This is a genomic window from Streptomyces sp. Tu6071 (genome assembly GCF_000213055.1).
GTDB lineage: Bacteria > Actinomycetota > Actinomycetes > Streptomycetales > Streptomycetaceae > Streptomyces > Streptomyces evansiae.
Genome location: NZ_CM001165.1, coordinates 6,292,265 through 6,314,484, shown reverse-complemented (window position 1 = coordinate 6,314,484; position 22,220 = coordinate 6,292,265). Strand labels below are relative to the sequence as shown.

Sequence of the window (22,220 nt, the reverse complement as noted above, 5' to 3'; positions counted from 1 at the left end):
CGCCCCGCCCCCGCGTGGTGTCAGTTGCCGCGCGCGGCGCGGCGGGTGCGCGCGAACCAGACGGCGCCCGCGCCGCCCACGAGGAGGACGGCGGCGCCGCCCGCGAGGTAGGGGGTGGTCGAGCTGCCGCCGGTCTCGGCGAGGTTCTCGCCGTCGTCGGAGCCCGCGGCGGCGGTGGTCACCTCGGCGCCCTTGGCGCCGTTGCTCTTCGCGCCCTCGTCGTCCTTGCCGCCGCCCGGCGCGGCCGGGGACGGGCTCGCGGCGCCGTCGGAGTCGTCGTCGGCAGGGGCCGAGGCGGGCGGCTCGGAGGCCGGGGTGCCGGGGCCGGCGCCGTCCGTCCTCGGAGTCTCGCAGGTGGCTCCGGCGAGTGTGACGGTGCCCTCGACCTGGGCGACGCCGAGTTTGAGCGGGTCGACGGAGACCTTCAGCTCCAGCGCGGCGGCGGCGGCCGTGGTGGCGGTGGTGGTGCGCTGGGAGAGGTCGAGGGTGACCTCGCCCACGCCGGGGACCTCGACGTGCGTGGTGCCTCCGGCGGACAGGCTCACGGTCTTGCCGAGGACCTTGACGTGCCCGAGGACGTTCGCCTCGGCGACGGGGTGCCGCCCCGCCTCGCACACGGCCTTCGACGTGACCTTCTCGACCTCGACGAGCGAGAGGAACGGGAGTCCGGGGACGTGGACGCGGGCGCCGACGAGTTCGGTCGCGCCCTCCGCCTTGTGGCCGTCGGCGGTGGCCTTCGCCTGGGCGACGCGGGCGTCGAGGACGCGGAAGGGGCGGCCCTTGTCGACGCCGTCGAGTGTGGCGGTGAGCGCGGTCTTGTCGGCGTCGCCTGGGGCGCTCACCTCGTTGAGCGAGACGTTGAGCGGCAGGTCGACGGTCTTCCGCAGGAGGGAGACGTCGAGTCCGGTGCGCAGGACGACGGCGCCGGACTTCCCCCCGTGGCCCTCGGTGGCGTGCGCGGTGCCCGCGGCGGTGAGCACGGCGGGCGCGCCGACGAGGAGCGCGGCCGTGGTGGCGGCGGCGAGTCGGCGCACGGGCAGGCCGAAGGTGGTGCTGTTCACAGCGGTGTTACCCCCACAAGAGACATGGAGCCGCCGGCGCGTCCCGGGGACACGGGGGCCGGCGGCCTCGATGCGGGAATCCTCGCGGAACGGGGGTGAAAGAACGACAGACCGCAGCACGTTCACCCTAAAGGGTGGTTTCCGGCATGGTGTTCGAAAAAGGAATCGCTTCGCTGCGCACGCGTTCGCCCACGTCACAGCGGTACGTCCCCCGCGAGGAGGGGCGCTCGACGACCTCTCGCGCGCCCCTGACGGCTCCTCACACGCCCTCGACGGCTCTGTACACGCCCCCGGGGGACGCGCGTGCCGCCCCCTACGCCACCACCCGCCCCGACATCACGACGCGCCGAGGCGCCGTCAGAACCCGCACGTCGGCGCGCGGGTCGCTCTCGTACACCACGAGGTCCGCCGGGGCGCCCTCCTCCAGGCCCGGCCTGCCCAGCCAGGCGCGGGCGTCCCAGACGGCGGCGGAGAGGGCCGCGAGCGGCGGGAGGCCCGCGCGGACGAGTTCGGCCACCTCGGCGCCGATGAGGCCGTGCGGGAGGCTGCCGCCCGCGTCGGTGCCCGTGAAGACGGGGACGCCCGCGTCGAAGGCGGCGCGCACCGTCTCGTAGCGCCGGGCGTGCAGGCGGCGCATGTGGGCCGACCAGCGGGGGAACTTGGCCTCGCCGCCGTCCGCGAGGCGCGGGAACGTCGCGATATTGACCAGGGTCGGGACGATCGCGACGCCGCGCTCGGCGAAGAGCGGGATCGTCTCCTCGGTGAGCCCCGTCGCGTGCTCTACGCAGTCGATGCCCGCTTCGACGAGGTCGGCGAGCGAGTCCTCGGCGAAGCAGTGCGCGGTGACGCGCGCGCCGAGCCGGTGCGCCTCGGCGATCGCCGCCTCGACGGCGCCGCGCGGCCAGCACGCCGTCAGGTCGCCCTCCTCGCGGTCGATCCAGTCGCCGACGAGCTTGACCCAGCCGTCGCCGCGCCGCGCCTCGCGCGCCACGTAGGCGACGAGGTCCTCGGGCTCGATCTCGTGCGCGAAGTTCCGGATGTAGCGGCGGGTGCGGGCGATGTGGCGCCCGGCGCGGATGATGCGGGGCAGGTCCTCGCGCGCGTCCGTCCAGTGCGTGTCGGAGGGCGAGCCCGCGTCGCGGAGCAGCAGCGCGCCCGCGTCCCGCTCGGTGAGCGCCTGCTTCTCGGCCTCCTCGGCGGGCACGGCCCCGTGCGCGTCGAGCCCGACGTGGCAGTGCGCGTCGACGAGTCCGGGCAGCGCCCAGCCCTCGACGGTCCGCACGTCCCGCGCCCCGGCCGGCGCGGTGAGGGCGACCCGCCCGCCGACCACCCACACCTCGTCCCGCACGTCCTCGGGCCCGACGAGTACGGCCCCCTTCACCCGCAGCACCGGCGGCGTCGCCCCACTCACGTCACTCATGACCGGCACCCTAGAAGGCGGCCCGCCCCGCTCTCTCCCCCGCACCCCCCTGAGTACGCTCACAACCGGCCCGCACGGCCATCCGTCCCCGTACCGCCGCACGACACACGCGCAAGCCGCACGCGCACACGCAGAAAGAGCCACCTCGTGACACACCCCCTGCTTGACCTCACTCCCCTGACCGCCCACCACTTCGCCACGATCGAACGCAAGGTCGCCGCCCTGCTCGGGCTCGACGCGCCCGGGAGCGGGGGGCACGAACTCGTCGTGACGCAGGGCGAGGCGCTGCTGCCGCTCGAAGGGTGCATCCGGGGCGTCGCCGGTCCGGGGACGGTGGCGCTGAACATCGTGACGGGCCCGTACGGGCAGACCTTCGGCAACTGGCTGCGCGACTGCGGCGCCACCGTGCACGACCTCGCGGTGCCCTTCGACACGGCGGTGAGCGCGGCGCAGGTGCGCGAGGCGCTCGCGGCGCACCCGGAGACGGACTTCGTCTCGCTCGTGCACGCGGAGGCCGCGACGGGCAACACGAACCCGGTGGCCGGGATCGGCGAGGTGGTGCGGGAGCACGGCGCGCTGCTCATGCTCGACGCCGTCGCCTCGGTGGGCGCGGAGCCGCTGCTGCCCGCCGAGTGGGGCGTGGACCTGTGCGTGATCGGGGCGCAGAAGGCGCTCGGCGGGCCCGCCGGGGTCTCGGTGGCGGCACTGAGCCCGCGCGCCTGGGAGCGCCTGGAGGCGAACCCGGCGGGCCCGCGCGGCTCGTACCTCTCCCTGCTCGACTGGAAGCACCGGTGGATCGACGCGGGCCGCAAGGCGCTCCCGCACGCCCCGGCCCAGCTGGAGATGCTCGCGCTCGAAGCGTGCCTGGAGCGCTTCGCGGCGGAGGGCCCCGACCTCGTGCGCGGGCGGCACGCGCGCGCCGCGGCGGCGGTACGGGCCGGGCTCGCCGCGCTCGGGACGCCGCTGACCCCGTACGTGACCGAGGCGCGCGACGCCGCGCCGGTCGCGACGACGGTCCGGGTGCCGGTGACGGGGACGGGCCCGGACGCGGCCACGCTCGTCGCGAAGGCGCTCGCCGCGCACCCCTCGCTGCCGCTCGCGGCGGGCGGCGGCGCGCTCGCGGCCGAGATGGTCCGCGTCAACCACTACGGTCCGCTGGCGGCGGAGAACGTCGTACGGGACAGCCTGCGCGCGCTCGCCGCCGCGTGGAGCGAGGCGACGGGCGAGCGGGCCGACACGCGCGCGGCCGACCGCGCGGTGGCGGAGACCTGGGCGGCCGGACAGGCGTGAGGCACGCGGGGTGCCGGGGGCGGATGTGCTGCCGGGAAGCCGGGGTGCCGGGACAGGTGCGCGACGGTGCCGGGCGGTCGGCCGGGGCTCCGGCACCCGTGGCGCTCCCGGCACCCGGTGCCACTTCCGGCATTCGTCCCCCGGCATCGCGGAAATGCCCCACACACATTCGGCACGGTATAAACTCCGGATTAATTCCCGGTGCATTCTTTCGCGCAGCTTCCCACATTCTTCTGCCCGCTTTCCCGGGGGCTAAACAAGAAGTTTTGACCCCCGCACATTTTCCATAATTCGGACAGGTTCCACGGGTGTTACTTCTTTGTGACCGAGTCCACAAAGAGGCACCATTCATCCCCTATGCCCGCCGCATACCAGGCATTTCGCAAGGGATTTCGCGCCCGAGCACCCGCACGCGCGATAACACAGAACACCCTTTCACCCAACCCTGGCACCCGATGCATTTTCTGCGCCTGCTGGGTAAGTTCAAATCCCATGACCGCCGCACAAGCAGACCTCACCGCACCCCGTGCCGCATTCCGGGAAATGCCGGAGGGACTACGCCTTGACGGCCCACGCGTGCAGGACGGCGCCGCGCTGTGGCGCCTCGCCCGCGACTCGGGAAAGCTCGACCTGAACTCCTCGTACAGCTACCTGCTGTGGTGTCGCGACTTCGCCGCGACCTCCGTGGTGGCACGCGACGCCGCCGGGGACCCGGTCGGTTTCGTCACCGGCTACATCCGGCCCGAACGCCCCGGCGTCCTCGTCGTCTGGCAGGTCGCCGTGGCCGCCTCGCAGCAGGGCAGGGGCCTGGCCGCCGCGCTGCTCGACGGGCTCGCCGCGCGCGTCGCCGCGAGCACGGAGCTGCACGGCCTGGAGACCACCATCACGCCCGGCAACGTGCCCTCCGAGCGCCTGTTCACCTCCTTCGCCGCGCGCCACGGCGCGGACCTGGAGCGCGAGGTGCTCTTCGACGCGGAGCTGTTCCCGGCGGACGACGAGGCCGGACACGAGCCCGAAGTGCTGTACCGCATCGGCCCGCTCGCCCTCGCGGCGGCCCGCGCCGAGGCGGCCTGAGCCGAGCGGTCGGGCCGTCCCCCACCCGGGGGCGGCCCGTACACCGGACGGCACCCCCGGGCCCGTACCGCCGACCGGCACCACGGCCCCGCATCCGTACCCGTACCGCAGTCCACACTCCCTGCTCCGCTCCACCCTCTTCCTCCCAGGAGACAGCTGTGACCATCGCCCCGCCCGCCCTGAGCGTCTTCGAGACCCTTGAGTCGGAGGTGCGCAGTTACTGCCGAAGCTGGCCCGCCGTGTTCGACCGCGCGCAGGGCAGCCGCCTCTACGACGAGGACGGCCACGCGTACCTGGACTTCTTCTCCGGGGCCGGCGCCCTCAACTACGGCCACAACAACCCGGTCCTGAAACGCGCGCTGATCGACTACATCGAGCGCGACGGCATCACGCACGGCCTCGACATGGGCACCACGGCCAAGCGCGCGTTCCTCGAAACCTTCCAGAACGTGATCCTGCGCCCCCGCGACCTGCCCTACAAGGTCATGTTCCCCGGCCCGACAGGGACCAACGCGGTCGAGGCGGCGCTCAAGCTGGCCCGCAAGGTCAAGGGCCGCGAGTCGATCGTCTCCTTCACCAACGCCTTCCACGGCATGTCGCTCGGCTCCCTCGCCGTCACGGGCAACGCCTTCAAGCGCGCGGGCGCCGGCATCCCCCTCGTGCACGGCACGCCGATGCCCTTCGACAACTACCTCGACGGGCAGACCCCCGACTTCCTCTGGTTCGAGCGGCTGCTCGACGACCAGGGCTCCGGGCTCAACAAGCCCGCGGCCGTCATCGTCGAGACCGTGCAGGGCGAGGGCGGCATCAACGTCGCGCGGCCCGAGTGGCTGCGCGCGCTCTCCGAGCTGTGCAAGCGGCAGGACATGCTGCTCATCGTCGACGACATCCAGATGGGCTGCGGCCGGACCGGTGCCTTCTTCTCCTTCGAGGAGTCGGGCATCACGCCGGACATCGTCACGCTGTCGAAGTCCATCGGCGGCTACGGGATGCCGATGTCGCTGTGCCTCTTCCGCCCCGAGCTGGACGTGTGGGAGCCGGGCGAGCACAACGGCACCTTCCGCGGCAACAACCCGGCCTTCGTCACGGCGGCGGCAGCCCTGGAGGCGTACTGGGCGGACGGCCAGATGGAGAAGCAGACCCTCGCCCGCGGCGAGCAGGTCGAGGCGGCGCTGCGCGCGATCTGCCTCGAACACGCCCAGCTCGGCGCCTCCTACCGGGGCCGCGGCCTCGTGTGGGGCATGGAGTTCGAGGACGCGGAGCAGGCGACGAAGGTGTGCCGCCGCGCCTTCGAGCACGGGCTGCTCCTGGAGACCTCGGGCCCGCGCAGCGAGGTCGTCAAGCTGCTGCCCGCGCTCACCACGACCCCCGAGGAGCTGGACGAGGGGCTGCGCATCCTCGCCCGCTCGGTCCGCGAGACCGCCTAGGCCCGCGGGACCACCACCGGTCCGCGGGACCACCCCGGTCCAGCAGACCGCACGCGTCCGCGGACCGGCCGAAATCCGGTACGGGGCCGGGCCGTCCGACGCGACGCGGCCCGCCCCGTACCCGTAGAGAAACAACCGCACCACGGAAGAGAGGCACAGGGACACCGTGCTCATTCGCTCGTTCAAGGACATCGAGGGCACCGACCGGCACATCGTCGCCGAGTCGGGCACCTGGGAGAGCAAGCGCATCGTGCTCGCCAAGGAGAAGGTCGGCTTCTCGCTGCACGAAACGATCATGTACGCCGGCACCGAGACGACGATGCACTACGCCAATCACATCGAGGCGGTGCTCTGTGTCGAGGGCGAGGCGGAGCTGACCGACGAGGCCACGGGGGAGAAGCACTGGATCACCCCCGGCACGATGTACCTGCTCAACAACCACGACCTGCACACGATGCGGCCCAAGACCGACTTCCGCTGCGTCTGCGTCTTCAACCCGCCCGTCACCGGGCGCGAGGAGCACGACGAGAACGGTGTCTACCCGCTGCTGACCGAGGAGGACTGAGCGAGATGACCGTCACCCACGAGAAGATCACGGACCTCTACCCGACCCGCGGCAAGACCGAGGTCTCCACGCCGCGCCAGGACCCGGTCGTGTGGTCCGCGCCCGGCACCCAGGGGCCCATCAGCGCCGGTGAACTCGCCTCCTTCGAGGAGAACGGCTTCCACGCGATCCCCGAGCTGCTCACCCCGGACGAGGTCTCCGTCTACCGCGCCGAGCTGGACCGGCTCGTCGCCGATCCCGCGATCCGCGCCGACGAGCGCTCCATCGTGGAGCCGCAGTCGCAGGAGATCCGCTCCGTCTTCGAGATCCACAAGATCAGCGAGGTCTTCGCGCGGCTCGTGCGCGACGAGCGGCTGCTGAACCGCGCCCGGCAGATCCTCGGCTCGGACGTCTACGTCCACCAGTCGCGGATCAACGTCAAGCCCGGCTTCGGCGCCTCCGGCTTCTACTGGCACTCGGACTTCGAGACGTGGCACGCCGAGGACGGCATGCCGAACATGCGCGCCGTCTCCGTCTCGATCGCGCTCACCGAGAACTACGACACCAACGGCGGGCTCATGATCATGCCCGGCTCGCACAAGACCTTCCTGGGCTGCGCGGGCGAGACGCCGAAGGACAACTACAAGAAGTCGCTCCAGATGCAGGACGCGGGCACGCCCTCGGACGAGGCGCTCACCGAGATGGCCGGGAAGTGGGGCATCAAGCTCTTCACCGGCAAGGCGGGCTCGGCGACCTGGTTCGACTGCAACGCGATGCACGGCTCGGGCGACAACATCACGCCGTTCCCGCGCAGCAACGTGTTCCTCGTCTTCAACAGCGTCGAGAACGCGGCGGTCGAGCCCTTCGCGGCGCCGATCCGGCGGCCCGAGTTCATCGGGGCCAGGGACTTCACGCCGGTCCGCTGAGGGCCGGGAAGTCGTCCGTACGCGTCCCGGGGGGCCCGTACGAGGGCGGGGCCGCGCACCACGGGGTGCGCGGCCCCGCTTCCGTGCGCCCGGCCCCGCCCCGCCCCTCAGCCCAGCGCCGCGAGGAGCGCGTCGACGTCCGCCGCCGAGTTGTGGAGGTGGAAGGACGCGCGCAGGTTGCCCGCGCGGTCCGAGACCTCGATACCGGCCCGCGCGAGATCCGCCTGCCGCCCGCCGAGGCCCGGGACGGAGACGATCGCCGAGCCGGGCGCGGGCAGCGGTTCGTGGCCGAGGGCGCGCAGCCCGGTGGTGAAGCGCCCGGCGAGCGCGAGGTCGTGCGCGTGGACGGTCGCGACGCCGAGGCGCTCGACGATCCCCATCGCCTCGGCCGCGCCCTCGTAGGAGAAGAGGGGCTGCGCGGTGTCGAAGCGGCGGGCGTCGGGGGCCGGTTCGCGGACCGGGCCGTACGTGCTCGTCCACGGGTCCGCCGCGCTCAGCCAGCCGCCGAGCAGCGGGCGCAGCCCGCCGAGGTCCTCGGGGACGACGAGGAAGCCGACGCCGTGCGCGGCGCCGAGCCACTTGAAGCCGACCGCCGCCGTGAAGTCGTCCTCGGCCGCGTCGAGCGGCAGCCAGCCCGCGGCCTGCGAGACGTCGACGAAGGTACGGGCGCCGTGGGCGCGCGCGGCGGCGCGGATCGCGGGCAGGTCGGCGATCCTGCCGTCCGCGGACTGCACCGAGGAGACCGCGACGAGCGCCGTGCCGGGGCGCACCTCCTCGGCGAGGCGGTCGAGCGGGACGGTGCGGACCTCGATGCCCCCGCGGACGTGGAAGGGGTTCACGACGGAGGCGAAATCACCCTCGGCGGTGAGGACTTCGGCGCCCTCGGGCACGGAGGCGGCGACGAGTCCCGCGTAGGTGGCGACGGAGTTCCCGGCGGCGACGCGGCCCACGGGGACGCCCGCGAGGCGCGCGAAGGCGGCGCGCGCGGCGGCCACGGCGGGGAAGACGTCGGCCCCGTCCCCGTACTCGCGGCGCTCGACGGCGGCCCGGATCGCGTCGGCCGCGGAGCGGGAGAGGAGTCCGTGGCTCGCGGTGTTCAGGTGGATGCGGCGGGGGCGGTACTCCTCCGGTGCGAGATTCTCCATGGCCCCATGGTGCGGGGCCGGGGGGCCCGCGTCCATGGCGCGACCCGGGCCCCCGGGAGGTCAGGAACCGTCGCGCGGCGGGACCGCGCAGCCGTCGGGGCCGCACACCCCGGCCTCGTCGGCACCCGCCACCGCGGTCACGGGGGTCAGTCGGGGCTGCGCGTCCCACGCCTGCTGGAGCGCCTGCGCGAAGACCTCGACGGGCTGGGCGCCCGAGACGCCGTAGCGGCGGTCGAGGACGAAGAAGGGCACGCCGTTGGCGCCCAGCTCGGCGGCCTCGCGCTCGTCGGCGCGCACGTCGGCCGCGTACTTCTCCGGGTCCGCGAGGACGGCACGCGTCTCGGCCTCGTCGAGCCCGGCGGCGACGGCGATCGCGACAAGGCGCTCGGCGTCGCCGAAGAGGCTCTCCTCCTCGGCGAAGTTGCCCCGGTAGAGGCCGTCGATCAGCGCGTCCTGGCGGCCCCTGTCCTTGGCGAGGTGGAGCAGGCGGTGCATGTCGAAGGTGTTGCCGGAGTCGCGGCCCTCGGTCACGTAGCCGAGGCCCTCGCCGTCCGCGTTCTCCTTGAGCCGCGCCTCCCCCTGCCTGGCCTGCTCCTCGCTCATGCCGTACTTCTTGGCGAGCATGGACAGGACCCGCACGGTCTCGCCCTTCGGGAAGGAGGGGTCCAGCTCGAAGGAGCGGTGCACGACCTCGACCCGCGCGCGGTGCGCGAAGCCGTCGAGCGCGCGCTCGAAACGGGCCTTTCCGACGTAGCACCAGGGACAGGCGATGTCCGTCCAGATCTCCACGCGCAGGGGGGTCGGGGCCGCCAGAGGTGTCGCCATCGGCTTCTGCTCTCTTCGTGTCATGCGTACGGGTAAGAGAACGGGCCGCCCCGTGGCACGGGGGACCCCTTCGCACGCCCGAACGCGCCCGGTCCCCCGTTCATTCCCCGGCGCGCGGGCTCAGGGCACCTCGCGCAGGTACAGTGCGCCGCACGTCTTGCAGAAGGGGCGCGCGGACGGGGTGCCCCAGGCGTCGGCGGACTGCGTCGCCGCGGCGGGGTCGAGCAGGAGGCCGCACAGCGTGCGCGGCTCCTCCGCCCCGCGCACCATGTGCCACTTGCGCACGGGTGCCTCGGGGTCGCCGGGCGTGTCGCCCTCGGCGTACTCGGCGCGCATGTGGTGCTCCATCGCTGCTCCTGTCCTGTGCGGGTGTGGTCCCATGGCAGCACAGGGCGGCCGGGCCCGCGCGCCGAGGCCGGGCGAGGCGGCGTCAGGGCACTGGCACAATTGCCGACATGAGCCGACAGGGGTGGTCCGACGCGTACGGCTCCGGGAGTACCGGGCGCCGGCTCCCGGTGCGGTGTGTGAAGTGCGCGGACACCCACGTCATCCTTACCAAGACCGGCTCGCCGGGGCGCGGCGGCGAAGTCCCGCGCTGGCGGTACACGTGCCTGGACTGCCGCGTCGCGTGGTGGGTGGACGAGCACGGCGGGGCGCTCGACGACTACGCGTGAGCCACCGGGCGGGCGGGGCGGTGCGGGGACTCGGGGCGGTGCGGGGGCCTGGGCCGGTGTGGGGACGCGGGGCGGTGCGGGGGTCTGGGCCGGTGTGCGGCGTGAGGCCCCGCGCGCTTGACGACCCCGCCGGGCTCAGGCGCTCAGCCGTGTGAACTGCGCCCGGTAGGCGCTCGGTGTGAGGCCCGCGCGCTGGAGCAGGTGCTTGCGCAGCGAGTCGGCGCTGCCGAGCCCGCACGCCTCGGCGATCCGGTCCATGGGCAGCTCCGTCGTCTCCAGGAGTTCCTTCGCGCGCTCGACGCGCTGGACCAGGAGCCACTGGAGCGGGCTCACCCCGGTCTCGGCCTGGAAGCGGCGGGTGAGGGTGCGCACGCTCACGCCCGCGTGCCGGGCGAGGTCCGCGAGGCCGAGCGGCTGGTCGAGGCGGGCGAGCGCCCAGCCGCGCGTGTCGGCGCAGCGCCTGCCGCGCTCGGGCGGCAGCGGGGTCCGTACGAACTGGGCCTGCCCGCCGGGGCGTACGGGGGCGACGAGGGTGCGACGCGCGACGTCGTTGGCGACGGCGGCGCCGTAGTCCGTGCGCACCATGTGCAGGCACAGGTCGATGCCCGCCGCGTAGCCGGAGGAGGTCATGACGCGGCCCTCGTCGACGAAGAGGACGTCCCCCGCGAGGTCGACGGCGGGGTAACGGGCGCGCAGTTCCTGGGCGAGGTCCGCGTACGTCGTGGCGCGGCGCCCGTCGAGGAGACCGGCCTCCGCGAGGACGAAGGCGCCCGAGCAGATCGAGGTGACGCGCCGCCCGGCCGCCGCCGCCTCGCGTACGGCGGCGACCGCCTCCGGCTCGGGCTCGAAGCGGTGCCCGGTCCCCGCGACGACGACCGTGTCGGCGGTGCGGATCACGTCGAGGCCGTGCCGCACGATGAGGTCGAGCCCGCCGGTCGTGGGCACGGGGCCCGGCTCCACGGCGCAGACGGTGACCTCGTACCCCGGGCGTCCACCCACCTCGACGCGGCCGAAGACGAGTTCGGGCAGCGCGATGTTGAAGAGCGAGACCGGTGAGGGCGCGATGACGGCGACGCGGTGCGGCGCCCGGTACGGCGCGGGCGGCGGAAGCGGCAGCGGCGCGGAGGGCGGGGGCGGCACGGACAGAGACATGGCCAGAACCTCCGGATGCATGGCGTTCGGGCCACTACTGTAGCGGCTCGGGGTCCCGGCAGGCTGGCCGTATGACCACACCCACGGGGAACCAACTCCCTCCCGCCGCAACGCCATCGGCCCCCTCCCCCGCCCCCGCGACAGGTCCCGCGACGGCTCCCGCGCCACGTCCCGCCGCGCGTCCCGCCGTCGCCCTCGTCGCCGCGCTGCTCGGCTTCTCGCTCACGAGCTTCGACGCCTCGGCCGTGACCGTCTCGCTCACCTCGCTCGGCGCGGACCTCGGCGGCGGGATCGCGGGGGCGCAGTGGGTCGTGGACGCGTACACGCTCGCCTTCGCGGGGCTCATGCTCTCCTCGGGGCTGCTCGCCGACCGCTTCGGCGCGGCGCGTACCTACGGGGCGGGGCTCGCGGCCTTCGTCGTGACCTCGGCGCTGTGCGGCCTCGCGCCCTCGCTCGGCTGGCTGCTCGCGGGGCGGGTCGCGCAGGGGGCCGCCGCCGCCGTGATCCTGCCCTCCTCGCTCGCGCTGGTGCGCCGCGCCTACAGCCGCCCGGAGGCGCGGGTGCGGGCGCTCGCGGTGTGGGCGACGGGCGGTTCGGTCGCCGTGGCGCTCGCCCCGGTGCTCGGCGGGGCGCTGACGACGGCGTGGGGCTGGCGCGGGATCTTCTTCGCGACGCTGCCGCTCGGTCTCGCGGCGCTCGCGCTGCTCGCCCGCGCGGACCGCCCGGCGGAGCCCGTCGTACGGGGGCGGCGCCCGGATCTCGCGGGGCAGCTCACGGCCGTGCTCGCCGTCACGGCGCTGTCGGTCGCGGTGATCGAGCACGGCGCGGTGCGCTGGATCGCCGCGGGGCTCGCGGTGCTCGGCGCGCTCGGTTTCGTACGGGCCGAGCGGCGCGCCGCCGAACCGGCCGTGCCGCTCGCGCTGCTGCGCGGGCGCGCGGTCGCGACGGCGCTGCTCGCGGGGTCCGCGGCGAGCACGGGGTTCTTCGGGCTCGTCTTCCTCTACAGCCTGTTCTTCCAGCAGGCGCAGGGGAACTCGGCGCTGGAGACAGGGCTGCTCTTCCTGCCGATGACCTCGCTCATCGCCGCGACGAACGTCGTGTCGGGGCGGCTCACGGCGCGGTACGGGGCGCGGCGGCCGATGCTCGCGGGGCAGGTGCTCGCGACGGCCGGTTCGCTGTTCCTGCTGCTCGCGACGGGTCCGGGGACGTCCTCGGTGGCGCTCGCCTTCGCGCTCGTGCCGCTCGCCCTCGGGTGCGCGCTGACCGTGCCCGCGCTCACGACGCTCATGATGGAGGCGGTCCCGGCGGCGCGTGCGGGGGTCGCGGCGGGGGTGCTCAACGCGGCGCGGCAGAACATGGCGGGTCTCGCGACGGCGGTCTTCGGCTCGCTCGTGGCGGGCGGCTTCGCGAGCGGGACGCGGGCGAGCCTGGCGATCACGGCGGTCGTCTTCGCGGGCGCCGCGCTGGCGACGTACCGGCTGCCGAAGACGGATACGCGCGGGACGGCGACCGCACCCGCCGGGCGTTCGTAGGACCGCCGGAAGGACCGGCTGCCGCCCGGCCGCCCCGCCCCGGTCCCGGGGCGGGGCCTTGGTCCCGGCACGGGCTCGCGCAGGTCAACACCACACCTCTCGTACACACGATCGAATGAGAGTCGGCTGAGAATCGGAGTGGGGAGGAACCCGGCTCGCACGGTCGTTCGTCTCTCTCTGTGATGAACAGGACGATCAGGAACACCTCGGTCTTCGTGCTGCTCCTCGTACTGGCCCTCCTCGCGCGGGCGACGTGGGTGCAGTTCTACGAAGCCCCCGCGCTCTCCTCCGACGAGGACAACCACCGCACGGTCATGGCGCGCTACGCCGACCCGCTCGGTGACATCGTCGTGGGCGGGAGCGCCGTGACCGGTTCGCGCGAGACCGACAGCGGGGATCTGCGCTACGCGCGCACGTACGAGGACGGGCCGCTCTACGCGCCCGTGACGGGCTACACCTCGCAGGTGTACGGGCAGACGATGCTGGAGGGCGTCTACAAGGACCTGCTGGACGGCTCCGACACGCGCCTCCAGAGCCCCGTGGACGCGCTCACGCGCAGCCGCGCGAAGCCGGGTGACGTGGTCACGACGATCGATCCGGCGGTGCAGAAGGCCGGGTACGAGGCGCTCGGGAACAAGAAGGGCGCCGCGCTCGCGCTCGACCCGGCGACGGGCAGAATCCTCGGCATGGTCTCGACGCCCTCGTACGACCCGTCGAAGATCACGGGGAGTGACGACGGCGCGGTGTGGAAGGCGCTCCTCGCCGACCCGGACAAGCCCACTGTGAACCGGGCGCTGCGCCAGCCCCTGCCACCCGGCTCGACGTTCAAGCTCGTCGTCGCGGCGGCGGCCCTGGAGGACGGTCTCTACGCCTCCGTGGACGCGCGCACGGACAGCCCCGACCCGTACCACCTGCCCCTGTCCACCAAGGACCTCACCAACGAGTCGGCCTCCGCGCCCTGCGAGAACGCCTCGATACGCGTCGCGCTCCAGTACTCGTGCAACACCGTCTTCGGGAAGATGGCCGCCGACCTCGGGCAGGACAAGGTCCGGGCGATGGCCGAGAAGTTCGGCTTCAACACGGACGACCAGGACGTGCCCGTACGGGCCTACCCGAGCGTGTACCCGAAGGGCATGGACAAGGCGCAGACGGCGCTCTCGGGGATCGGGCAGTTCGACGTCACCGCGACGCCGCTCCAGATGGCGGAGGTCTCGGCGGCGCTCGCCAACGGCGGCCAGCTCGCGACGCCGTACCTCGTCGACCGCACGACGAACGGCGACGGGGACGTGCTGAGCACCCACGGAGACACGAGGACGACCCGCATCGTGAGCGCGGACACCGCACGGCAGTTGCGCTCCGCCATGGAGACGGTGGTCGCGAAGGGCACGGGCACCAACGCGGCGATACCCGGCGCCACGGTCGGCGCGAAGACCGGTACGGCCCAGCACGGCGAGAACAACAGCGCGACGCCGTACGCCTGGTTCACCTCCTACGCGAAGGGCGCGGACGGCAAGCAGGTCGCGGTCGCCGTCATGGTCGAGGACTCGGACGCGGCGCGCGCGGAGGTGAGCGGCAACGGCCTGGCGGGCCCGGTCGCGAAGGCGATGATGACGGCGGCGCTGGGGAAGGGGGCCGGGTCTGCGTGAGAGGGCGGGGGACGGGCGGGGTGAGCTGAGGCGGTGGGGGCTCGATCCGGCCGAGGTCGGCGGGGGACGGGCTCGGGCGGGCTGAGGCGGTGGGGGCCGGGCGCGACGCTCCACTCCCTCGCCCACCCCGCGGCCTCGCTCGTCGGCGCCGTCCTGTGCGGCCTCGGCCTGCCGCTTCCCCTGATCACCACGGCCACGGAGGTCCAGAAACGGGCACCCGCCCACCTCCTCGGCCGCGCCACGGCCACGGCGAACACCCTGATGTTCGCCCACACGGCCCTCGGCCAGGGAGCGGGGGCGGCCCTGGTCACGGCCCTGGACCCGCGCGCCCAGTACCTCATGACGGCCCTCCTGGCCGCCACGACGGCCCTCACCCTCCACCTCGGACGCCGGACCTGGCGGGGCCGCTGAGGACCCCGAACGCGTCCGCCGTGCCGAGCCGATCGCGAATCCGCCGCCCCTCCCACCACGCCCACGGCGGCTCCCGTCCCCGGCCTCCCGCCGACCGCCGCCCCCGACCGGGCCGCACGCCGTCGGCCCGGCCTCACCCGCCCGTTCTCGCCCCCTCCCGGCATCGCCCCCCGCCCGTTCTCGCCCCCGCCCACCCCCGGCCGCACCGCTCCCGGCAGCGTCCGCCCGCCCCGCCCGTCACCCCGTACGGGCACGATCCGGGCCCCCGTCCGCCCCCGAACGGGCGGGCAGGTCCGCCCGCTTCGGGGCGGGCGGGCGGTATAGGGCCAGCTCAGCCCGTCATCGCGTCTTCCGGTGAGAGGTCTCGGGCGGGCCCAAGCGGGCAGGATTCCCCCGGTGCCGCGCCTGTTCGGGCACCGGCACGGCCACTACAACTCTGCGTACGGCCCGAACGGGCGGCGGCGCGCGAGCGCGGCGAGCCCGGGTCAGGGCCGGTGACCCACCGAAAGGCGAGGCGGCGATGACGGCGCTCCACCACGGGGCCGACACCCCACAGCCGGACACCCCACGGCCCGGCACCGCACGGCCCGGCACCCCCCGAGCCGGCACCCGGCAGCCCGATGCCCCCCGAGCCGACGCCCCCCGGCCCGGAACACCGGCTCCGGACCGGCTCGGGGCCCCCGAGCGGCAGCGCGAGATCGTGCGCGCGGCCCGCGAGGGCGGCTCGGTCGAGGTGAACGCGCTGGCGAGGCGCCTGGGAGTGGCCAAGGAGACGGTCCGCAGGGACCTCCAGGCGCTGGAGGACCACGGTCTCGTGCGCCGTACGCACGGCGGCGCGTACCCCGTCGAGAGTTCCGGGTTCGAGACGACGCTCGCCTACCGCACCACGATGCACGTCCCCGAGAAGCGCGCCATCGCCCGTGCCGCCGCCGGGCTGCTGCACGACGCGGAGACGGTCTTCGTCGACGAGGGCTTCACCCCTCAGCTCATCGCCGAGGCCCTTCCCCGCGAACGCCCGCTCACCGTCGTCACGGCCTCGCTCTCGACGGCGGGAGCGCTCGCCGCCGACCCGCACATGACCGTGCTGCTCCTCGGCGGCCGGGTGCGGGCGGGGACACTCGCGACGGTGGAGCACTGGGCGACCAGGATGCTCTCCGGCTTCGTGCTCGACCTCGCGTTCATCGGCGCCAACGGCATCTCGCGCGAGCACGGCCTCACCACGCCGGACCCGGCCGTCGCCGAGGTGAAGCGGCAGGCGGTACGGGCCGCCAGGCGGCGCGTCTTCGCGGGCGTGCACACGAAGTTCGGGGCCGCCGGGTTCTGCCGCTTCGCCGCGATCCCCGACCTCGACACCATCGTCACGAGCGCCCGCCTCCCCGCCGCGGAGGCCCACCGCTACGCCCAGCTCGGCCCCCAGGTCCTCCGCGTCTGAGACCACCGCACACCCCCTTCCCAGTCCCCGAGTCCCCCGATCCCCAGCCACCCACGTACGGAGTCGCCATGCGCCTTCCGAGCCGCCGCAGGCCACCCGGAACCCCCGGGAAACACCCCCGCCGCGCCCTCGCCCTCCTCGCCACGAGCACCCTGCTCCTCAGCGGCTGCTGGGCGGGCGCGGGCGGCGCGGGGTCCGGCGGGGACGCGATCAACGTCCTCATGGTCAACAACCCGCAGATGGTCGAGCTCCAGAAGCTCACGAAGGCGCACTTCACCAAGGAGACCGGCATCAAGGTGAACTTCACCGTGCTGCCGGAGAACGACGTGCGCGACAAGATCAGCCAGGACTTCGCCAACCAGGCGGGCCAGTACGACGTCGCGACGCTCTCCAACTACGAGATCCCGATCTACGCCCGCAACGGCTGGCTCCACGACCTCGACGACTACGTCGCCAAGTCCCCCTCGTTCGACCAGGACGACATCCTCGCGCCGATGCGCGACTCGCTCACGGGCGACGACGGGAAGCTGTACGGGGAGCCGTTCTACGGCGAGTCGTCGATGCTCATGTACCGCAAGGACGTTCTCGCGGCGAAGGGCCTGAAGATGCCCGCGTACCCGACGTGGCAGCAGGTCGCGGACATCGCGGCGAAGGTCGACGGCGCGAAGCCGGGGATGCGCGGGATCTGCCTGCGCGGGCTGCCGGGCTGGGGCGAGCTGATCGCGCCGCTGACGACGGTCGTCAACACCTTCGGCGGCACGTGGTTCGCGAAGGACTGGTCGGCCCGGCTCGGCGACAAGGAGTTCCGCGAGGCGGCGAAGTTCTACGTCGACCTCGTGCGCGAGCACGGCGAGTCGGGCGCGGCGCAGTCCGGTTTTGCCGAGTGCCTCAACAACCTGACGCAGGGCAAGACGGCCATGTGGTACGACGCGACCTCGGGCGCGGGCTCGCTCGAAGCGGCGAAGTCCCCGGTCAAGGGCAAGATCGGCTACGCGCCCGCGCCGGTCGTGAACACGAAGTCGTCGGGCTGGCTCTACACGTGGGCCTTCGGCCTCCAGAAGGCGTCCAGGAACGCCGACAAGGGCTGGAAGTTCATGGAGTGGGCGACCGGCAAGGAGTACGAGTCGCTCGTCGGCAAGACGTACGGCTGGGCGAACGTCCCGGCGGGCAAGCGCGCCTCCACGTACGACCTGCCCGCGTACCGGAAGGAGGCCGGCGCGTTCGCGGACGTCACGCGCGACGCGATCGCGGCGGCCAAGCCCCGCGACCCGGGCGTCCAGCCGCGTCCCGCGCCCGGCATCCAGTTCGTCGGCATCCCCGAGTTCACGGACCTCGGCACGAAGGTCTCGCAGGAACTCAGCTCGGCGATAGCGGGCCGCAAGTCCGTGGACGCCGCGCTCGACGCGTCGCAGAAACTCGCCGCCGAGGTGTCGAAGGAGTACGAGGGACGATGACGACCGCCACCGCGACACCCCCCGCCACCGCCCCGGACCGGAGCGGAGCGGCCGCCGCGCGCTCCCGCCTGCGCGCGTGGGCGACGCGCGCCCCGCTCCTGCCGGCCCTGATCTTCATGATCGTCGTGACGCAGCTCCCGTTCGTCGCGACGCTCGTGATCTCGCTCTTCGACTGGAACGCGCTCTACCCGGACGCCCGCAGCTTCACGTGGTTCAGCAACTACGGCGATGTCCTGAGCGATCCCGACCTGCGCAAGTCCGTCCTCACGACGATCGTCCTGACCGTCTCCGTCGTCCTCGTGAGCCTCGTGCTCGGGCTGTGCCTCGCGCTGCTGCTCGACCGGAAGTTCCCGGGGCGTGGACTCGTCCGCACGCTCCTGATCGCACCGTTCCTGCTCGTCCCCGTCGCCGCCGCGCTGCTGTGGAAGCACGTGCTGTTCAACCCGGAGTACGGGCTCTTCAACGGCCTGCTGCACTGGGTCGGCGGCGACAGCGCCCCACAGCCGGACTGGGTGTCCAACACGCCCCTCATCGCCGTCGAGGCGAGCCTCGTGTGGCAGTGGACGCCGTTCATGATGCTCATCCTGCTCGCGGGGCTCCAGAGCCGTTCGCCCGAACTCATCGAGGCCGCGCGCATGGACGGCGCGGGGGCCTGGCAGATCTTCCGGCACCTGACGCTGCCGCACCTGCGCCGCTACCTGGAACTCGGCGCGCTGCTCGGCTCGATCTACATCGTGCAGAACTTCGACGCCGTGTTCACGCTCACCTCCGGCGGCCTCGGCACGGCGAACCTGCCGTACACCGTCTACCAGACCTTCTACCAGGCGCACGAGAACGGGCTCGCCTCGGCGGCCGGGGTCCTCGTCGTCATCGGTTCGCTCATCCTCGCGACCTTCGTCCTGCGGGTCGTCTCGTCGCTCTTCCGTGAGGAGGTGGGCCGGTCATGAGCACCGCCACCGCTGACCTGCCCCGTACGCGCCCCGCCGCCGCGCCCGCACGCGCCCCGCGCGGCCCCCGCCGCCGCGGCACCGCGCTCGGACTGCTCGCCTGGGTCCTCGGCATCCTCGCCTTCCTGCCGATCGCGTGGATGGTCCTGACCTCCTTCCACTCCGAGCCCGACGCGGCGAAGAACCCGCCCGCGCTCGGCGCCTCGCTCACCCTCGACGCCTACCGCGACTTCTTCGGCAGCGGCGGCGGCGCGAGCCCCTGGCCCGCCCTGCTCAACTCGGCGGTCGCCTCGCTCGCCTCGACGCTGCTCGTCCTCGTCCTCGCGCTGCCCGCCGCGTACGCGCTGTCGCTGCGGCCCGTGCGCAAGTGGACGGACGTGCTGTTCTTCTTCCTGTCCACGAAGATGCTCCCCGTCGTCGCCGGGCTGCTCCCCATCTACCTCTTCGCGAAGAACACGGGCTTCCTCGACAACATCTGGCTGCTCGTCATCCTCTACACGTCGATGAACCTGCCGATCGCGGTGTGGATGATGCAGTCCTTCCTCGCCGAGGTCCCGACGGCGCTCATCGAGGCCGCGCAGCTCGACGGGGCGCGCCTGCCGACGATCCTCGCCCGCGTCGTCGCCCCGATCGCGCTCCCCGGGATCGCGGCGACGTCGCTCATCTGCTTCATCTTCAGCTGGAACGAACTCCTCTTCGCACGGGTGCTCTCCGGTGTCGTCGCCGAGACCGCGCCCGTCTTCCTGACCGGCTTCATCACGAGCCAGGGCCTGTTCCTGGCGAAGGTGTGCGCCGCGTCGCTCGTCATCTCCCTGCCGGTGCTCGCCGCGGGGTTCGCCGCCCAGGACAAACTCGTCCAGGGCCTGTCGCTGGGAGCCGTCAAGTGAAGGCAGCCGTCATCGAGTCCGTCGGGAACGCCGTCGTCACGGAGGTCCCCGACCCCACCCCGGGGCCGCGCCAGGTCGTCGTGGAGGTCGCGGCGTGCGGCCTGTGCGGAACGGATCTGCACATCCTCCAGGGCGAGTTCGCGCCGACGCTGCCGGTCGTGCCGGGCCACGAGTTCGCGGGCACGGTCGTGGCGCTCGGCTCCGAGGTCACGGAGCTGCGCACGGGCGACCGGGTCGCCGTGGACCCCTCCCTGTACTGCTACGAGTGCCGCTACTGCCGCACGGGGCACAACAACCTGTGCGAGCGGTGGGCCGCGATCGGCGTCACGACGACGGGCGGCGCCGCCGAGTACGCCGTCGCGCCCGTCGCCAACTGCGTCAAGCTGCCCGACCACGTCCGCACGCGGGACGCCGCGCTCATCGAGCCGCTGTCCTGCGCGGTGCGCGGCTACGACGTCCTCAAGTCCCAGCTCGGCGCGCACGTCCTGATCTACGGCTCGGGGACGATGGGCCTCATGATGCTGGAACTCGCCAAGCGGACCGGTGCCGTCTCGGTGGACGTCGTCGACCTCAACGAGGAGCGCCTCAAGACCGCCGCGCACCTCGGCTGCTCCGCGACGGCGACCACGCCCGACGCCCTGGAGCGGCCCGGCGGCTGGGAGCTGGTGATCGACGCGACGGGCAACGCGGCGGCGATCCAGGACGGCCTGGGCCGCGTCGCCAAGGCGGGCACGTTCCTCCAGTTCGGGGTCGCCGACTACGCGACGACGGCGACGATCGAGCCGTACCGGATCTACAACCAGGAGATCACCATCACGGGCTCGATGGCGGTCCTGCACAGCTACGAGCGCGCGGCGGAACTCTTCGCGACGGGCATCCTGGACCCGGAGGTCTTCATCAGCGACCGGCTCCCGCTGAGCGCCTACCCGCAGGCGCTGGAGCGGTTCGCCTCGGGCGTCGGCCGGAAGATCGTGGTGGAGCCGACGGCGGGCTGAGGACCCCGGGCACGGGGAGCGGCGCGGGTACGAGAAGGGGCCCGGGGTACGGGGAGCAGCGGCCCGGGACTCAGGCCCCTCCCCGTACCGCCGCCGCGCGCGCCCGGCGGTGCGTCACCGCGACGACCGCCACGACGAGCGCCGCGAGCACGAGCCCGGTCGCGAGGACGGGCGAGGGGGCGAAGGTGACCGCGAGCACCGCGAGGACGCCCGCGCCCCACAGCCCGTCGAGCAGCCCCGGCGGCTCCGGGTCGCGCTGCAACAGCCGGACGACGAGGACGTAGACGGCGACCGGGACGGTGAAGACGGCCGCCGTCGTGAGGTCCGGGGCCTCGGAGTGCTCCCCGTGCCCGGCGTGCTCGGCGGCGAGCGCGAAACCGGCGCCGACCGCGGCTGCCGAAGCGAAGACCGCGTAGTGCCCGTAGCCCCAGCGCAGCGCGGCGGCGAGACTGCCGAGGCGCTTCGGCTCGGTGCGCAGGAAGTAGAGCCACCACAGCGAGAAGACGGTGAGCAGGCCGCCGACACCGACCGGGAGCAGGTCGCCGAGGGCGTGCTCGTCGAGGAGGCCGCGCAGCGTCGCGACGGCGGCGGTGATCGACTCGCCGAGCACGATGAGGGTGAAGAGGCCGTAGCGTTCGGCGATGTGGTGCGGGTGCCAGGTCGTCGCCGCGTGCCGCTCGGCCCAGGCGGGGACGGCGAGTTCGGCGGCGACCAGGACGAGGAAGGACCACAGTCCGGCGTCGTCGGGCAGCGCGAGCCGTCCCAGCCAGCCGAGTTGCACCACGAGGATGCCCGCCGCGTACCGCAGGCACGTCGTGCGCCGCTCGGGGTCCCCGGCGGCGGCCCGCAGCCACTGCGCGACCCCGGCGAGCCGCATCACGACGTAGCCCCAGGTGATGACGGTGAAGTCGAGGTGTTCGAGCGCGTCGCGCGCCCCGGCGGCGACCGCGAGCGCCCCGGCGATCTGCACGAGCGTCAGGAGGCGGTAGGGCACGTCGTCGGTGTCGTACGCGGAGGCGAACCAGGTGAAGCCCATCCACGCCCACCAGATCGCGAAGAAGACGAGCGCGTAGCCGAGCACGCCGTGCCCGGTGTGCCCGGCCGTGACCTCGTGTTCGAGCGCGGCGGCGGCCTGCGCGACGGCGGTGACGAAGCACAGGTCGAAGAAGAGTTCCAGAACGGTCGCTGTGCGGTGCTCCTCGGCGGGCTCCCTGGGGCCCATGGGGCGGTGCCAGGAGAAGCCGGGGACGACGTGACGGGGCGACATTGCTGCCTTCCGGTGGGAGGGGACGGGCCGTGCGGCGGCCGGTCCAGCAGCGTAGACCGCGGTCGCCGCACGGCCGTCGCGGCGCCTCCGGGTCATCGGCCGGACCGGGGG

General features: G+C 73.5%; 21 protein-coding genes. 14 read left to right on the top strand and 7 right to left on the bottom strand.

Annotated elements, in window-relative coordinates:
- Nucleotides 1–20 precede the first annotated feature (20 nt).
- Together STTU_RS26700 and STTU_RS26695 are read right to left on the bottom strand one after the other, a co-directional pair.
- Entirely contained in the window at nucleotides 21–1,061 is a 1,041-nt protein-coding gene (locus STTU_RS26700; RefSeq protein WP_007828649.1) for an SCO1860 family LAETG-anchored protein, read from the bottom strand.
- A 313-nt stretch (nucleotides 1,062–1,374) separates the two neighbouring features.
- Nucleotides 1,375–2,481, bottom strand: a complete 1,107-nt coding sequence (locus tag STTU_RS26695) for an amidohydrolase family protein (RefSeq protein WP_043256443.1) — start codon at nucleotides 2,479–2,481, stop codon at nucleotides 1,375–1,377.
- A 147-nt stretch (nucleotides 2,482–2,628) separates the two neighbouring features.
- On the opposite strand from STTU_RS26695, the gene STTU_RS26690 reads away from it, so the two are divergent.
- From STTU_RS26690 to thpD, 5 genes are all read left to right on the top strand, one after another.
- On the top strand, nucleotides 2,629–3,771 hold the full coding sequence (locus STTU_RS26690) for an aminotransferase class V-fold PLP-dependent enzyme (protein ID WP_007828644.1): 1,143 nt from the start codon (nucleotides 2,629–2,631) through the stop codon (nucleotides 3,769–3,771).
- 492 nt (nucleotides 3,772–4,263) lie between these two features.
- Nucleotides 4,264–4,845, top strand: coding sequence for a diaminobutyrate acetyltransferase (gene ectA / locus STTU_RS26685; RefSeq protein WP_029396641.1), 582 nt, complete (start codon nucleotides 4,264–4,266; stop codon nucleotides 4,843–4,845).
- A gap of 158 nt (nucleotides 4,846–5,003) precedes the next feature.
- Nucleotides 5,004–6,272, top strand: coding sequence for a diaminobutyrate--2-oxoglutarate transaminase (gene ectB, locus STTU_RS26680; RefSeq protein WP_007828640.1), 1,269 nt, complete (start codon nucleotides 5,004–5,006; stop codon nucleotides 6,270–6,272).
- A gap of 166 nt (nucleotides 6,273–6,438) precedes the next feature.
- Nucleotides 6,439–6,837 (top strand): ectoine synthase, encoded by a 399-nt coding sequence (locus tag STTU_RS26675; RefSeq protein ID WP_007828638.1) that lies wholly within the window; start codon nucleotides 6,439–6,441, stop codon nucleotides 6,835–6,837.
- A gap of 5 nt (nucleotides 6,838–6,842) precedes the next feature.
- Entirely contained in the window at nucleotides 6,843–7,742 is a 900-nt protein-coding gene (gene thpD, locus STTU_RS26670; RefSeq protein ID WP_007828636.1) for an ectoine hydroxylase, read from the top strand.
- A 107-nt stretch (nucleotides 7,743–7,849) separates the two neighbouring features.
- Here thpD and STTU_RS26665 read toward each other — a convergent pair whose 3' ends face one another.
- The 3 genes from STTU_RS26665 to STTU_RS26655 form a co-directional block, all read right to left on the bottom strand.
- Nucleotides 7,850–8,887, bottom strand: a complete 1,038-nt coding sequence (locus STTU_RS26665) for an aminotransferase class V-fold PLP-dependent enzyme (protein WP_007828633.1) — start codon at nucleotides 8,885–8,887, stop codon at nucleotides 7,850–7,852.
- A gap of 60 nt (nucleotides 8,888–8,947) precedes the next feature.
- Nucleotides 8,948–9,682 (bottom strand): DsbA family oxidoreductase, encoded by a 735-nt coding sequence (locus tag STTU_RS26660; RefSeq protein WP_199785092.1) that lies wholly within the window; start codon nucleotides 9,680–9,682, stop codon nucleotides 8,948–8,950.
- Nucleotides 9,683–9,832: 150 nt separating this feature from the next.
- The gene (locus STTU_RS26655; protein WP_007828628.1) at nucleotides 9,833–10,060 is read right to left on the bottom strand and encodes a hypothetical protein; all 228 of its coding nucleotides are present in this window, start codon (nucleotides 10,058–10,060) and stop codon (nucleotides 9,833–9,835) included.
- Nucleotides 10,061–10,167: 107 nt separating this feature from the next.
- On the opposite strand from STTU_RS26655, the gene STTU_RS34765 reads away from it, so the two are divergent.
- Nucleotides 10,168–10,386 (top strand): hypothetical protein, encoded by a 219-nt coding sequence (locus STTU_RS34765; protein ID WP_129288379.1) that lies wholly within the window; start codon nucleotides 10,168–10,170, stop codon nucleotides 10,384–10,386.
- Between the two features lie 135 nt (nucleotides 10,387–10,521).
- Here the strand turns inward: STTU_RS34765 and STTU_RS26650 are convergent, their stop codons facing one another.
- Entirely contained in the window at nucleotides 10,522–11,559 is a 1,038-nt protein-coding gene (locus STTU_RS26650; protein WP_007828624.1) for a GlxA family transcriptional regulator, read from the bottom strand.
- A 50-nt stretch (nucleotides 11,560–11,609) separates the two neighbouring features.
- On the opposite strand from STTU_RS26650, the gene STTU_RS26645 reads away from it, so the two are divergent.
- The 8 genes from STTU_RS26645 (at nucleotide 11,610) to STTU_RS26610 (ending at nucleotide 20,842) form a co-directional block, all read left to right on the top strand.
- A complete protein-coding gene (locus tag STTU_RS26645) occupies nucleotides 11,610–13,070 on the top strand; it encodes an MFS transporter (protein ID WP_007828621.1) in 1,461 nt (486 codons plus the stop codon).
- 182 nt (nucleotides 13,071–13,252) lie between these two features.
- Nucleotides 13,253–14,716 carry a peptidoglycan D,D-transpeptidase FtsI family protein gene (locus STTU_RS26640; protein ID WP_043256441.1) on the top strand — a complete coding sequence of 488 codons (1,464 nt, stop codon included), beginning with the start codon at nucleotides 13,253–13,255 and terminating at the stop codon, nucleotides 14,714–14,716.
- A gap of 33 nt (nucleotides 14,717–14,749) precedes the next feature.
- Complete coding sequence (locus STTU_RS26635) at nucleotides 14,750–15,127, top strand: hypothetical protein (RefSeq protein ID WP_007828618.1); 378 nt, start codon at nucleotides 14,750–14,752, stop codon at nucleotides 15,125–15,127.
- Between the two features lie 520 nt (nucleotides 15,128–15,647).
- Nucleotides 15,648–16,559 (top strand): DeoR/GlpR family DNA-binding transcription regulator, encoded by a 912-nt coding sequence (locus STTU_RS26630; RefSeq protein WP_234019322.1) that lies wholly within the window; start codon nucleotides 15,648–15,650, stop codon nucleotides 16,557–16,559.
- 68 nt (nucleotides 16,560–16,627) lie between these two features.
- Nucleotides 16,628–18,013, top strand: coding sequence for an ABC transporter substrate-binding protein (locus tag STTU_RS26625; protein ID WP_007828613.1), 1,386 nt, complete (start codon nucleotides 16,628–16,630; stop codon nucleotides 18,011–18,013).
- Complete coding sequence (locus STTU_RS26620; protein WP_043256439.1) at nucleotides 18,010–18,960, top strand: carbohydrate ABC transporter permease; 951 nt, start codon at nucleotides 18,010–18,012, stop codon at nucleotides 18,958–18,960. The genes STTU_RS26625 and STTU_RS26620 overlap by 4 nt, the downstream gene beginning before the upstream one ends.
- Nucleotides 18,957–19,847, top strand: coding sequence for a carbohydrate ABC transporter permease (locus STTU_RS26615; RefSeq protein WP_010264815.1), 891 nt, complete (start codon nucleotides 18,957–18,959; stop codon nucleotides 19,845–19,847). Before STTU_RS26620 ends, STTU_RS26615 begins: the two co-directional genes overlap by 4 nt.
- Nucleotides 19,844–20,842, top strand: a complete 999-nt coding sequence (locus STTU_RS26610; protein WP_009064071.1) for a zinc-dependent alcohol dehydrogenase family protein — start codon at nucleotides 19,844–19,846, stop codon at nucleotides 20,840–20,842. Before STTU_RS26615 ends, STTU_RS26610 begins: the two co-directional genes overlap by 4 nt.
- A 70-nt stretch (nucleotides 20,843–20,912) precedes the next feature.
- Here the strand turns inward: STTU_RS26610 and STTU_RS26605 are convergent, their stop codons facing one another.
- Nucleotides 20,913–22,109 carry a low temperature requirement protein A gene (locus tag STTU_RS26605; protein ID WP_007828607.1) on the bottom strand — a complete coding sequence of 399 codons (1,197 nt, stop codon included), beginning with the start codon at nucleotides 22,107–22,109 and terminating at the stop codon, nucleotides 20,913–20,915.
- Nucleotides 22,110–22,220 lie beyond the last annotated feature (111 nt).